The sequence below is a fragment of the Streptomyces sp. SCA2-17 genome, from assembly GCF_044336695.1.
The window spans coordinates 3,048,307-3,061,737 of sequence record NZ_CP117521.1; the positions used below are offsets into that span (position 1 = coordinate 3,048,307).

Sequence of the window (13,431 nt, forward strand, 5' to 3'; positions counted from 1 at the left end):
CGCCCAGGGATCGAGCACAACCGTCACAAAGCGTTAATACCGGGAACCCCGAGAACCCGATCCTTCAGCGCAGGAAACTCCTCACGAACCCGGGCGACGCGCGCCAGGTCGAGATCAACGGCGAGGACCTCCTCACCACTCCCGGCCTCGGCCACCACATCCCCCCAGGGATCGACCACGACGCTGTACCCGGCCTGCTCCACCCCCGCGTGCGTGCCGGCGGTGCCGCAGGCCAGGACGTAGGCCTGGTTCTCGACCGCCCGGGCGCGGGCGAGCAGCGACCAGTGCGCGCGGCGCCGCTCGGGCCAGCCGGCCGGTACGACGAACATCTGCGCGCCACCGTCGACAAGAGCACGGAACAACTCGGGGAACCGCAGGTCGTAACAGGTGGCAAGGCCCGCGACGGCACCCGGCAGCGCCACCGTCAACGGCTCCGCCCCCGCGGCCATCAGCACGGCCTCGCCCTTGTCGAAGCCGAAGCGATGGATCTTCCGGTAGGTGCGCACGAGTTCGCCGCCGGGCGAGAACACGAGGGAGGTGTTGTACAACGCGCCACCGGCACCCCGCTCAACAATCGACCCCGCATGCAACCAGACCCCGGCATCAAGCGCGGCAGAGGACATGGCCCGGGCCGTGGGACCGTCCAGCGGCTCCGCCTCGCCCGCGAACGACTCGAAGGCGAAGGCCCCCACATGCCACAGCTCGGGCAGGACGACCAGATCGCTGCCCGCCTGCTCGCGCACGAGTGCCGCCGCCCGGTCACGGCGCTCGGCGACCGGCTCCGCCGGATCGACGTTTATCTGAATCAGGGAAGCACGCACAGTACCCACCACTCTCAGCACACGAAACCTCTGCCGGGTCGCCCGCGCGCAGCGTAACTTAACTAACGCACCCGACTTACCTGCCTACACCCTTGCCCGTCGCACCAGCATCAGGAACGCCCACGCACCCGCCGCACCGCCCGAGGGATCACGTGACCGTCCACCCGAATCTTCAGCCGGCCATCGACGCCTGGACCCACTCCATCGAAGCGATCAACGACTTGGTGAAACCGCTCGCCGAGAGCGACTGGAACCGGGCCACCGAGTGCCCCGGTTGGTCGGTGCGCGACGTCGTCTCGCACGTCATCGGCGTGGAGACGGAGATGATGGGCGAGCCGCGGCCGATCCACTCGCTGCCGCGCGATCTCTACCACGTCACCGACGAGTTCTCCCGCTACAACGAGGTGCAGGTGGACGTGCGGCGCTGCCACACGGCGCTGGAGATGACCTCGGAGCTGGAGCTCGTGATCATCCGCCGCTCGCGCCAGCTGCGCAACGAGAGCCGCGGCCCGCAGACGGCGATCCGCTGGCCGCTCGGCTCGGGCAACGAGCAGCCGCTCGAACGCGCTTTGACGGTACGGGCCTTCGACGTGTGGACGCACGAGCAGGACCTGCGCCGCGCGCTCGGCATGCCGGGCAACCTGGACTCGCCGGCCGCGGCGATCTGCCGGGACTTCCTGCTCGGGGCGCTGCCGAAGGTGGTCGCCAAGCACGCGGGCGCGCCGCCGGGATCGGCGGTCGTCTTCGACGTGCACGGCCCGCTGGAGTTCCTGCGGACCGTGCGCGTCGACGCGCAGGGGCGGGGCTCGATCGACAGCAGCGTGACGCTGGGGCCGACGGTCACGCTCGGGATGGACTGGGAGACGTACGCGCGGCTGGCGTGCGGGCGGGTGCAGCCGGAGGCGGCGCTGGGGCGGATCAAGGTGGAGGGGGAGCCGGAGCTGGCGGAGGCGGTGCTGCGCGAGTTCGCGATCACACCGTAAAAAGAACCCGCACCCGTAGCCGCCCAGGCACCCGCCCGCACCCGCGCCCGCACAGCCCCGGCAATCACGCCGTAGACCCCGGCGAGACCGCCGGCACATGCACCGTCTCCACCCGGGAAGCGACCACCCGCTCCTGCTCCCGCCGCTGCGCCCGCGTCCGCAGCCGCAGGATCTGGGACAGGCCCAGCGCCTCCAGGACGAAGACGGAGCAGAAGGCGAGGCGGTAGTCGTCGCCGGTGGCGTCGAGCAGGAGACCGACGGCGAGCAGCGTGGTGATGGAGGCGATGAAGCCGCCCATGTTGACGATGCCGGAGGCGGTGCCCTGGCGCTCGGGCGGGTTCGCGGGCCGGGCGAAGTCGAAGCCGATCATCGAGGCGGGGCCGCACGCGCCGAGGACGACGCATTCGGTGACCAGCAGCCACAGGGGCGCGTGCGCGCCGGGCCAGGCGGCCACGGCCGCCCACAGCAGCGCGGTCGCGCCGACCGTGCCGAGCGCGAGGGGCAGCCGGGCCGCGTGGTGGCGGGCGATGATCTGCCCGTAGACGAGCCCGACGGCCATGTTGGAGAGCACGACGACGGTCAGCAGCAGGCCCGCGGTCTCCCGCGAGAGGCCCTCCGCCTCGACGAGGAACGGCATGCCCCACAGCAGCAGGAAGACCATCGCGGGGAACTGCGTCGTGAAGTGCACCCACATGCCGAGCCGGGTGCCGGGCTCGCGCCACGCGCGGGCGACCTGGCGCCGGACGAAGCCCTTGCCGCCGGCGTCAGCGTCGGCGTCGGCGTCGGCGTCGCCGTGCGCGACGGGCGGCGGCTCGTAGCCCTCGGGGTGGTCCTTGAGGAACAGCAGCGTGAGGAGGAGGACGAGGACGCCCGCCGCCGCGCTGCCGCCGAACGTGGCGGTCCAGCCGGCGCCGTGCAGCAGCCGGGCGAGGACCATCGTGGAGACGAGGTTGCCCGCCATGCCGAAGAGCGCCGCGACCTGCGCGATCATCGGTCCGCGCCGGGCGGGGAACCAGCGCGCGCCGAGCCGCAGCACGCTGATGAACGTCATCGCGTCGCCGCAGCCGAGCAGGGCGCGGCTGGCGAGGGCCGTGCCGTACGCGTGGGAGAGCGCGAAGGCGAACTGGCCGGCGGTGAACAGGACGGCGCCGAGCGCCAGCACCTTCTTCGTGCCCAGCCGGTCGATCATCAGGCCGACGGGTATCTGCATGCCCGCGTAGACGAGCAGCTGGAGTATGGAGAACGTCGACAGCGCCGACGCGTTGATGTGGAAGCGCTCGGAGGCGTCGATGCCGGCGACGCCGAGGCTCGTACGGAAGATGATGGCGACGAAGTAGACCCCGACGCCCAGCCCCCAGACGGCGACCGCGCGCCGCCCGCCGGGTGGGTCGCCGGGCAGCGCTGCGGCCCCCTGGCTCATCGGAACTCCCCCAACTCGTTCATCGGACCTGGCCCTGCGATGCGCTCATCGGATCCCGCCCGTGCGCTCGTTCATCGGACCTCGCCCTGCGCGAGGTTCCGCACCCAGCTCACGTGCTGGTCGATGACGGCGACGGCGCGCTCCGCGTCGCCGGCGCGCAGCGCTTCGAGGATCTCGGTGTGCTCGCTGTGGTTCTTGGCGATGCGGTCGGGGTGGGCGTGCATCACGGCCACTCCCATCCGCAGCTGGCGGTCGCGCAGCTGGTCGTAGAGCCGGGAGAGGATCTCGTTGCCCGCGCTGCGGACGATCTCGGCGTGGAAGGCGCGGTCGCTGTCGGAGACCGCGGCGAGGTCGCCGTCCGCGGCCCGGCGTCTCATGTCGTCGAGCAGCTCTTCCAGGCGGGCGATGAGCAGCGGGGAGGCGGGGACGGCCTTGGCCGCCGCGTACTTCTCGACGAGCAGCCGGGTCTCGACGACGTCGGCGATCTCCTGTGCGGAGACGGGCAGGACGAGGGCGCCCTTCTTCGGGTAGAGCTTGATCAGCCCTTCGGCCTCCAGCCGGAGCAGGGCTTCGCGCACGGGGGTGCGGGACACCCCGACGGCCTCGGCCAGGTCCCCCTCGGTGAGCAGCGTGCCGCCTTCGTAGCGGCGGTGCAGGACGGCTTCCTTGATGTGCGTGTAGACGCGTTCGGCGGCCGGCGGCTGCTTGAGCGGCTTGATCTGCTGGAGCGCGACGGGGGAAGCGGTTGGCATGCGCACAGCTTAGATACAACATACATACGCAGAAAGAGGGAGTCCGAGGTCCGGACAGGGGGCGTCTCGCGCTACGGCGCCGTCCAGCCGTCCGCGGGCGTGATGAAGACGAACCTCAGATCAGGGCGCTGTATGGGCAGCAGCACATGGCTCGTCACCCGGATCTCCCGTCCGCCGTGGAACGGCAGGCACAGCCGGAACACATCGCCGTCGCGGTGCTCGACCACGTCGTGCTCCTCGGCCCAGATGCGGCGGCAGTCGGCGTCCGCGTCGAGGATGTCGCGGACGAGCGTGCGCAGTTCGGCGTTGGCCGGGTCGCTGTTGGCGGCGACGCGCAGCATGGCGAGGTACGTACGGGCGCAGGCGTCCTCCCAGTCGAGCATCTGCTCGCGGGCCTCGGGGTCGAGCAGCGCCCAGCGCATCAGATTGGCGCCGGGCCGCAGCACCCAGGGAAACCACTCGCTCATGAGGGAATTCGCCGCGACGATATTCCAGGCCACGTCGGAGAGATAGGCGGGATAGGACGTCTGCTGTTCCAGCAGGACTTTGACGCCGTGCGGGAGATCGCCGCGTCCGGCGCCGGCTTCCCGGGAGACTTCACCGGGCGGGCGGCGGCCGCTCACGGCGAGAAAGAGGGTGAGCGTCTCGGCGTCGCTCAGGCGCAGCGCGCGGGCGACGCGGAGGAGGAATTGCTCGGAGAAGTCCTGCCGGCGGCCGGCTTCCAGCGCGCGGTACCAGCCCTCGCTCACCTCGGTCATCCGGGCCACGTGGGCCTGGGAGAGGCGGCGTCCGGGGCGGGGGAAGACACCGCGCAGCTCGGGGACGGTGCGCGCGTCCACGCGGGCCCGCCAGGCGCGGAGAAGACGGCTGATGGATTCCCCATCCACGTGGTCGGCGCCGTCCACGCGTCCTCCAATTCCGACAGTGCAAGTGTCGGTCAATCTTAAGTAAATTGCCCCGCACGGGCTATTCCAGCCGCTGACCTGGCGGGATTCCCGAGGCCGCTCCGCATCACGACGGGGGCCCGGACGCAACGCTCTCTCCTCGCTGGAGGGGGGTGAGGAGAGAAGCGTCCGGGCCTTTCGTCGTTTATGTCGTTCTGAATTCAACCAATCATTACGGGATCAACCCCGGGCCGTCACCCCCTGGCATTCACCCCCGGGGCGTCATCTCCGGCCCGTCATCCCCAGGTGATCAGCCGCTGGGGATTCTCCAGCACGGCCGCGGTGTCGGCGAGCACCTTCGACCCCAGCTCGCCGTCGACCAGACGGTGGTCGAAGGACAGCGCCAGCGTCGTCACGTGCCGCGGCTTGACCTTGCCCTTGTGGACCCAGGGCTGGAGCTTGATCGCGCCGACGGCCAGGATCGCGGACTCGCCCGGGTTGAGGATGGGCGTGCCGGTGTCGACGCCGAAGACGCCCACGTTGGTGATGGTCACCGTGCCGCCGGACATGTCCGCCGGGCTGGTCCTGCCCTCACGGGCGGTCGCCACCAGCTCGGACAGCGCCGTGGACAGCTCGGGGAGCGTCTTGGCACCGGCGTCCTTGATGTTCGGCACGAGCAGCCCGCGCGGCGTGGCCGCCGCGATGCCCAGGTTCACGTAGCCCTTGCGGACGATCTCCTGGTTCTCCTCGTCCCAGGACGCGTTGACGTCCGGGTTCCGCTTGATCGCGACGAGGAACGCCTTCGCGACGAGCAGGAGCGGGTTGACGCGCAGGCCGGCCATGTCGGGGTCGTCCTTGAGCTTCTGGACGAGCTTCATCGTGCGGGAGACGTCGACGGTGACGAACTCCGTGACGTGCGGCGCGGTGAAGGCGCTCGCGACCATCGCCTGGGCGGTGGCCTTGCGGACGCCCTTGACCGGGATCCGCGTCTCGCGCGCGGCGAGGTCCGCAACCGCACCGGCCGCGGGAGCGCCCGTGACGGCCACCGGCTCCTCCGCGACCGGGGCAGTCGCGGCCGACGCGGCGGCGTGGACGTCCTCGCGCGTCACGATGCCGTCGGCACCGGACGGGACGACGGAGGCGAGATCGACCCCGAGGTCCTTGGCGAGCTTGCGCACGGGAGGTTTGGCGAGCGGGCGAGCACCAACGGGGACCTGTCCCGCTGCGGGGGCCGGCGCAACCTTTTCGGCCGGTGCTCCACCCGCATGCCCGTTGAGCTCGGCCTGTATGGCACCGGCCATCGACTGGGCCGGCACCGGCTGCCCCGGCTGCTGCTTGCGCGCACGCCGCTTCGTGGAAGACGGCGCGGCCCCGTACCCGACGAGCACGGCCTGCCGCCCCTGCGGCTCCTCCGCTTCCTCGGCGGGAGCGGCCGCGGGCTGCTCACCCGGAGTCGCAGCCGGCTCCGCCGGCCCCGCCCCCGGCTGCGTGTCCACCGAGATGATCACCTGGCCGACGTCGACCGTCGTCCCCTCGGGGAACCGCAGTTCGTGCACGACCCCGTCGAAGGGGATCGGCAGTTCGACGGCCGCCTTGGCCGTCTCGACCTCGCACACCACCTGCCCGTCGGCGACGGTGTCGCCGGCGGCCACGTACCACTTGAGGATCTCCGCCTCGGTGAGCCCCTCGCCCACGTCGGGCATCTTGAACTCGCAGAAGCGCTGGTCGTTCGCGGTCCTTGCAGTCATGGTCACGACTCTCCTCAAACCCCTCAGTACGCCAGCGCACGGTCAACGGCGTCGAGCACCCGGTCCAGTCCCGGAAGGTACTCGTCCTCCAGCCGGGACGGCGGGTAGGGCGCGTGATATCCGCCGACCCGCAGGACCGGGGCCTCCAGGTGGTAGAAGCACCGCTCGGTGATCCGGGCGGCGATCTCCGCACCGGTGCCCAGGAAGACCGGGGCCTCGTGGACGACGACGAGCCGGCGGGTGCGCTCGACGGACGCCTGGATGCCGTCGAAGTCGATGGGCGACATCGAGCGGAGGTCGAGGACCTCCAGGGACTTGCCCTCCTCCTCGGCCGCCGCGGCGGCCTCCAGACAGGTCTTCACCATCGGCCCGTACGCGGCGAGGGTGAGGTCCGTGCCGGGGCGGGCGACGCGCGCGGCGTGCAGCGGGCCGGGGATGGCCTCCGTGTCGAGCTCGGACTTGTCGTGGTAGCGGCGCTTGGGCTCGAAGTAGATGACCGGGTCGTCGCTCTGGATGGCCTGCTGGAGCATCCAGTAGGCGTCCGAGGCGTTCGACGGGGAGACCACCTTCAGGCCCGCGACGTGCGCGAACAGCGTCTCGGGCGACTCGCTGTGGTGCTCGACGGCGCCGATGGCACCGCCGTAGGGGATGCGGATGACGACCGGCAGCTTGATCTTGCCGAGCGCGCGGGCGTGCATCTTGGCGAGCTGGGTGACGATCTGGTCGTACGCGGGGAAGACGAAGCCGTCGAACTGGATCTCGACGACGGGGCGGTAGCCGCGCAGCGCCAGGCCGATCGCGGTGCCGACGATGCCGGACTCGGCGAGCGGGGTGTCGATGACCCGGTCCTCGCCGAAGTCCTTCTGCAGGCCGTCGGTGACGCGGAAGACGCCGCCGAGCTTGCCGACGTCCTCACCCATGACGAGGACCTTGGGGTCGTTCTCCAGCGCGGTGCGCAGCGAGGCGTTGATCGCCTTGACGACGGAGAGCTTCTGGGCGGTCATCAGTGGCTCTCCTCGGCGAACGAAGCCTGGTAGGCGGCGAACTGGGCGCGCTCCTCGTCGACGAGGGCGTGGCCGTCGGCGTAGATGTTGTCGAAGATCGCCATGTCCTCGGGGTCCGGCATGGTGCGGACGCGGTCGCGCACGTGCTTGGCGAGCTCGTCGGCCTCGGTCTCCAGGGCGGCGAAGAACGCCTCGTCGGCGTGGCCCTCGCGCTCCAGGAGGGTGCGCAGGCGGGCGATCGGGTCCTTGGCCTCCCACAGCTCGCGCTCCTCGTCGCGGCGGTAGCGCGTCGGGTCGTCGGAGGTGGTGTGGGCGCCCATGCGGTAGGTGAAGGCCTCGATCAGCATCGGGCCCTCGCCGGTGCGGGCCCGGTCGAGGGCGGCCTTGGTGACCGCGAGGCAGGCGAGGACGTCGTTGCCGTCGACGCGGACGCCGGGGAAGCCGTAGCCCTGCGCGCGCTGGTAGAGCGGGACGCGGGTCTGCTTCTCGGTGGGCTCGGAGATGGCCCACTGGTTGTTCTGGCAGAAGAACACGACCGGGGCGTTGTAGACGGCCGCGAAGGTGAACGCCTCGGCCACGTCGCCCTGGCTGGAGGCACCGTCGCCGAAGTAGGCGATGACGGCGGAGTCGGCGCCGTCCTTGGTGATCCCCATGGCGTAACCGGTCGCGTGCAGGGCCTGCGAGCCGATGACGATGGTGTAGAGGTGGAAGTTGTTCTCGTTGGGGTCCCAGCCGCCGTGGTTCACGCCACGGAACATGCCGAGCAGGTTGGTGGGATCGACCCCGCGGCACCAGGCCACGCCGTGCTCGCGGTAGGTCGGGAAGACGTAGTCGTCCGGGCGGGTGGCCCGGCCGGAGCCGATCTGCGCGGCCTCCTGGCCCAGCAGGGAGGCCCACAGGCCCAGTTCGCCCTGGCGCTGCAGGGTGGTGGCCTCCGCGTCGAACCGGCGGGTCAGCACCATGTCCCGGTACAGGCCACGCAGTTCTTCGGAGGACAGGTCGATGGAGTAGTCGGGGTGCTCGACCCGCTCGCCCTCCGGCGTCAGCAGCTGTACGAGCTCGGGTGCGCCCGCCGCCTTGGCGGTCCTGGCGCCGGCGCGCTTGCTGCCGCCGCGGCGCGGCTTGCGCGCGGCAGTGCTGTCCACAGTCACGTGTGCTCCTCCGTCAGTCCGGCCCCCGGGGTCGCCGGCGGCCAGAGGGGGTTCCCCCGCCGTGAGGCAGGAGAATGCTCGCTCGATCCCCGACGGCACACGGGGTGGGTGTGCCGAGGCCGGAACCGGGCGTGACAGGCGCCCCGGCGAAAGGCCTGCAATAAGCACGTTACCCAGAAGGCCGCATTCCTGCGAAACCCCGCCTGACCTGCAATTTTGCTTGGATTTCCAAGTAAATCGAGAAAGCGGGGCGACGCTCCTGGTCACGACCTTGTGAGCACAGCCCGTGCGGGCTGCCGGAACGACGGCACGTTATCCCGGAGGACAAGAGCAGGGGAAGACTCGGTGTGTGAGACTGGCACTGTGCCCGAACAAGGAAAAATCACGGTATTTCTGCTCGACGACCACGAGGTCGTCCGGCGCGGGGTGCACGAGATGCTGGCCGGGGAGGCCGACATCGAGGTCGTCGGCGAGGCCGGCACCGCCGCGGACGCGCTGGTGCGCATTCCGGCCACGCGGCCTGACGTGGCAGTTCTGGACGTTCGCCTTCCGGATGGCAGCGGCGTAGAAGTCTGCCGGGAAATCCGTTCGCAGGACGAGCAGATCAAATGCCTGATGCTCACCTCCTTCGCCGATGACGAGGCACTCTTCGACGCGATCATGGCCGGTGCCTCCGGTTACGTGCTGAAGGCAATTCGTGGCAATGAGCTGCTCGCCGCCGTACGGGACGTGGCGGCCGGGAAATCCCTGCTCGACCCGGTGGCGACGGCCCGGGTGCTGGAGCGGCTGCGCGACGGCAGGGCACCCAAGGGCGACGACCGGCTGGCGAGCCTGACCGACCAGGAGCGCCGGATCCTGGACCTGATCGGCGAGGGCCTGACCAACCGCGTGATCGGCGAGCGGCTGCATCTGGCCGAAAAGACGATCAAGAACTACGTCTCCAGCCTGCTCTCCAAGCTGGGCATGGAGCGGCGCTCCCAGGCGGCGGCGTACGTGGCGCGGCTGCAAGCCGAGAAGCGGTGAATTTACGGTAAACCGGTGATTCGGGACCAATGGCCTGCGCCAAAGGGGCGGGTGCCCCTATAGACGCGTGGGGCAGGCGTGCACAGTGGTGCCATGCTCTCCGCGCATCCCGACCGACACCGAGCCCTCGACCTGCTCGGCCGCACCCCCTACGGCCGCCTCTCGGTCAGCATGCGCGCGCTCCCCTTCGTCACCGTCGCCCGCCACATCGTCTCCGGCGAGAGCGTCCTGCTCCGCCTCCACGGCGACTTCGGGTACGCACAGGCCTGCGACGGCAACGTCGTCGCGTACGGAGCGGACAACCTCGGCGACCGGCGCGAGGGCGACGAGGACGTGTGGACCGTCCAATTCGTCGGCACGGCACGCCTCTTCCTCCCCTCCGGGGATGACCTGGAGCGCTTCGGGCGGCCGCCCCGCACGGCGGACGCGACGCCCTTCCGCCCCGAATACCTGTGCATCGAACCGCAGTTCACCACCGTGCATCACCTCGAAGGGGTTCCCGCACGACAGGCCGCCCACTCAGCGTGATCTAACATTTGGGACGTGCCACGCTCACTTGTCACCGATGCCCAGCCCGACACCGGACCTGACATCGGACCTGACATCGGACCTGACATCGGGGCTGACGCCCGAGCTGACACAGGCCCCGGCACCGGCACTCTGCACACGCTGCTGCGCCGCTACGACGGGGCCGGCGAGCCCGTCTCCTGCATCCCCCTGACCCAGGGCCTGCTCAACCGCGGCTACCGCCTCACCACCACCCGCGGCGACTTCTTCCTCAAGCACCACCTCGACGGCGACCAGGCCGCCATCGCCCGCCAGCACAGCGTCACCCTGCGCCTGGCCGCCCTCGGCCTGCCCGTCGCCCCGCCCGTGGCCCGCACCGACGGCACGACCGTCACCGTCCTCGGCGGCCGCTGCTACGCCCTGCACCCCTGGGTCGACGGCCGCCACCGCGACGGCGGAGAGCTGACCCTCGTCCAGTCCCGCAAGCTCGGCGCGCTGCTCGGCCACGTCCACACGTGCCTGGCGAAGGTCTGCCGGGAGGAGAGCCCCGACGGGCCGCTCACCCCCGCAGAAGGCCCTGAGAGGGCCCCTGAGGGCCCGGGAGGCTCCGGGCGGCCCGCAGACGCCTCGGCGGACCCCCAGGACACGTACGCCCTCATCGAGGAGCTTCTCGGGCTCGTCCGCGGGGGCAGGGGCAGCCGCCCGCGCGACTCCTTCGACGAGCTCGCCGAGCACCGGCTGATCGAGCGCCGCGCCCTGCTGGAGCGCCACGCCCACCGCCGCCCCGCCGACGGCACCGCGCCCGGCTGGGTGCACGGCGACTTCCACCCGCTCAACCTGCTCTACCGCGGCGGCGAACCGGCCGCGATCGTCGACTGGGACCGGCTCGGCGTGCAGCCCCGCGCCGAGGAGGCCGTCCGCGCCGCCGTCATCTTCTTCCTCCGGCCCGACGGCACGCTCGACCTCGCGAAGATACGCCCCTACGCGCGCGCGTACCGGCGCGCGAGCGGCGCCGACCCCGCCGAACTGGGCGCCGCCGTCCACCGCGTGTGGTGGGAGCGGCTCAACGACTTCTGGATGCTGCGCTGGCGCTACCAGCTGGGCGACCACCGGGCGGACCCCGGCTTCCCGGCGTCGGCGGCACTGACGGTGTGGTGGACGCGGTCGTACGAGGCGGTACGGGACGCGTTCACGGACTGAGGGCCCACGTGAACGACCAAGGGCACCCAATGGGTCATTGGGTGCCCTCATGTGTGCGTCGGTGCCGGCAAGTACTTGCCGACCCGGTCAGCCGCCCGGGGTGGTGCCCGCCGGGCCGCCGCCCTGGCCCGCCGTGTTGCCCAGGGTGCCGCTCTGGCCGGTCGTGGTGCCGGTGCTGCCGGACTGACCGGTCGTGGTGCCGGCGCTCGTGCCCGGCTTGTCGTCACCGCCGCCGCCGGTCGGCGGCTTGGAGGACGGGTCGGGCTGGTTCGACGCGCCGGACGAGGGGGACGAACCGCCGCTCGGCGGAGCCGACGGCTGGCGCGACTGGCGGTGCCGGCCGGTGTCCTCGCCCGTGTCCGTGGTGTCGTCCTCGCTGTCCGAGTCGCGCTGACGGCCCGTGTCGCCCGTGGTGCCGTTGTGGCCGGGAGAGGGCGACTTCCGGGCGTCCGGGCTCTCGGAGCCGGAGGGGCCGGGGGTGGACGGGCCGACGGAGGTCTTGTCCTTCGTCGTCTTCCCGTTCTGGCCGCCGCTCGTCTGGAACGACTTCACCGCGTAGACGACGCCGGCCACCAGCACGATCGCCACCACGGCGGCGATGAGCAGCATCCTGCCCTTGCCGCCGCCCCGGCCGCGGCCGCCGTTGCCGCCGTAGCCGTCGAACCCGCCGTCGTCGCCGTGGCGCGGCGGCAGGATCGGCTGCTGGGAGGTGTTGTTGCCGTGCTGCGCGTGCGGCATGGCGGTGGTGTGCTGGCCGCCCACGGCGCCCAGCACCTGCGTGGCACCCCCGGCGTGGTTGATGGGACCGGTGTTCCAGGAGCCGGTGTGGGCGCCCGCGTCGTGCAGCATCTGGAGCGCGTACTGCACCAGCCCGCGCATCTCCTCGGCGCTCTGGAACCGGTCGTCCGGGTCCTTCGCGAGGGAGCGCATGACGAGCCCGTCGAGCTCCGGCGGCACGCTGCCGAGCACCTGCGACGGCGCCACCGGCATGTCCTGGACGTGCTGGTAGACGACCGAGAGCGGGGTCTCGCCGGTGAACGGCGGACGCAGCGCCAGCAGTTCGTAGAGGAGGCAGCCGGTGGCGTACAGGTCCGAGCGGGCGTCGACGGTCTTGCCGAGCGCCTGCTCCGGGGAGAGGTACTGCGGGGTGCCCATGACCATGCCGGTCTGGGTCATGGTGGAGGCCGCGCCGTGCAGGGCGCGGGCGATGCCGAAGTCCATGACCTTCACCGCGCCGCTGTTGGTGATGATCACGTTGGCGGGCTTGATGTCACGGTGGACGATGCCGTGCTGGTGGCTGTAGGCCAGCGCTTCCAGCACGCCCGAGACGATGATGAGCGCCTGCTCGGGCGGCGGGGCCTCGGCGTTGAGCAACAGGTCGCGGATAGTGCGGCCTTCAACCAACTCCATGACGATGTACGGCACGACGTTGCGGCCGACGGTGTCCTCGCCGGAGTCGTAAACGGCGACGACCGCGTGGTGGTTGAGGCCGGCGACCGACTGTGCCTCGCGGGTGAAGCGGGCCTTGGAGACGGGGTCTTCGGCGAGGTCGGCACGGAGCAGCTTCACCGCGACCGTACGGCCGAGGCGCACGTCCTCGGCGGCGAAGACCTCGGCCATGCCGCCGCGGCCCAGCCTGTGCGTGAGGCGGTAACGGCCGTCGCCTACCAGTCCGCCATTACCCCACATTTCCGGCACATCGGGCATTCCGCCCTCGTTGGCGTCAGGGTCGGACGGACCCTGGGCGCTCTGCGTCTGTGCCATCAGTCCTCGCCGTCGTGTCTGGCCGCGTCGCGCGGAAGGCGCTGCGGTGGGAAAACGGTCTTCCGCTAAGGCACGCTACAGGTTCCGCGGCGCGCGCCGGTCCGGGATGGACGCGCTATCAAACCCGCACGGCCCTGGGCAAGGCAAATCTCGTGACGTCTTGTCGCGCATCCC

12 protein-coding genes are annotated in these 13,431 nt (G+C 71.1%); 4 read left to right on the plus strand and 8 right to left on the minus strand.

What is annotated here, in order from left to right:
• Positions 1 to 23: 23 nt before the first annotated feature.
• Positions 24 to 821: a carbon-nitrogen family hydrolase gene (locus PS271_RS13605; protein WP_398382163.1), complete on the minus strand. Its 798-nt coding sequence runs from the start codon at positions 819 to 821 to the stop codon at positions 24 to 26.
• 152 nt (positions 822 to 973) lie between these two features.
• Between PS271_RS13605 and PS271_RS13610 the strand changes: the two genes are divergently transcribed.
• Positions 974 to 1,804: a maleylpyruvate isomerase family mycothiol-dependent enzyme gene (locus tag PS271_RS13610; protein WP_398382164.1), complete on the plus strand. Its 831-nt coding sequence runs from the start codon at positions 974 to 976 to the stop codon at positions 1,802 to 1,804.
• 64 nt (positions 1,805 to 1,868) lie between these two features.
• Here the strand turns inward: PS271_RS13610 and PS271_RS13615 are convergent, their stop codons facing one another.
• The 6 genes from PS271_RS13615 to pdhA all read right to left on the minus strand — a co-directional run bounded on the left by PS271_RS13615 (position 1,869) and on the right by pdhA (position 8,763).
• Entirely contained in the window at positions 1,869 to 3,224 is a 1,356-nt protein-coding gene (locus PS271_RS13615) for an MFS transporter (protein WP_398382165.1), read from the minus strand.
• A 71-nt stretch (positions 3,225 to 3,295) separates the two neighbouring features.
• Entirely contained in the window at positions 3,296 to 3,976 is a 681-nt protein-coding gene (locus tag PS271_RS13620; protein WP_398382166.1) for a GntR family transcriptional regulator, read from the minus strand.
• Positions 3,977 to 4,047: 71 nt separating this feature from the next.
• Positions 4,048 to 4,881: a helix-turn-helix transcriptional regulator gene (locus tag PS271_RS13625; protein ID WP_398382167.1), complete on the minus strand. Its 834-nt coding sequence runs from the start codon at positions 4,879 to 4,881 to the stop codon at positions 4,048 to 4,050.
• A 275-nt stretch (positions 4,882 to 5,156) separates the two neighbouring features.
• The gene (locus PS271_RS13630) at positions 5,157 to 6,608 is read right to left on the minus strand and encodes a dihydrolipoamide acetyltransferase family protein (RefSeq protein WP_398382168.1); all 1,452 of its coding nucleotides are present in this window, start codon (positions 6,606 to 6,608) and stop codon (positions 5,157 to 5,159) included.
• 23 nt (positions 6,609 to 6,631) lie between these two features.
• Complete coding sequence (locus PS271_RS13635; RefSeq protein WP_120754863.1) at positions 6,632 to 7,612, minus strand: alpha-ketoacid dehydrogenase subunit beta; 981 nt, start codon at positions 7,610 to 7,612, stop codon at positions 6,632 to 6,634.
• Positions 7,612 to 8,763, minus strand: a complete 1,152-nt coding sequence (gene pdhA, locus PS271_RS13640) for a pyruvate dehydrogenase (acetyl-transferring) E1 component subunit alpha (RefSeq protein ID WP_120754865.1) — start codon at positions 8,761 to 8,763, stop codon at positions 7,612 to 7,614. The genes PS271_RS13635 and pdhA overlap by 1 nt, the downstream gene beginning before the upstream one ends.
• Positions 8,764 to 9,126: 363 nt before the next feature.
• Between pdhA and PS271_RS13645 the strand changes: the two genes are divergently transcribed.
• From PS271_RS13645 to PS271_RS13655, 3 genes are all read left to right on the plus strand, one after another.
• Positions 9,127 to 9,786 (plus strand): response regulator, encoded by a 660-nt coding sequence (locus PS271_RS13645; protein WP_106675582.1) that lies wholly within the window; start codon positions 9,127 to 9,129, stop codon positions 9,784 to 9,786.
• 93 nt (positions 9,787 to 9,879) lie between these two features.
• Positions 9,880 to 10,314 carry a pyridoxamine 5'-phosphate oxidase family protein gene (locus PS271_RS13650; protein ID WP_398382169.1) on the plus strand — a complete coding sequence of 145 codons (435 nt, stop codon included), beginning with the start codon at positions 9,880 to 9,882 and terminating at the stop codon, positions 10,312 to 10,314.
• An 87-nt stretch (positions 10,315 to 10,401) separates the two neighbouring features.
• Complete coding sequence (locus tag PS271_RS13655) at positions 10,402 to 11,493, plus strand: phosphotransferase (RefSeq protein ID WP_398386835.1); 1,092 nt, start codon at positions 10,402 to 10,404, stop codon at positions 11,491 to 11,493.
• Positions 11,494 to 11,580: 87 nt separating this feature from the next.
• On the opposite strand, the gene PS271_RS13660 is transcribed toward PS271_RS13655, so the two are convergent.
• On the minus strand, positions 11,581 to 13,257 hold the full coding sequence (locus PS271_RS13660) for a protein kinase domain-containing protein (protein WP_398382170.1): 1,677 nt from the start codon (positions 13,255 to 13,257) through the stop codon (positions 11,581 to 11,583).
• Positions 13,258 to 13,431 lie beyond the last annotated feature (174 nt).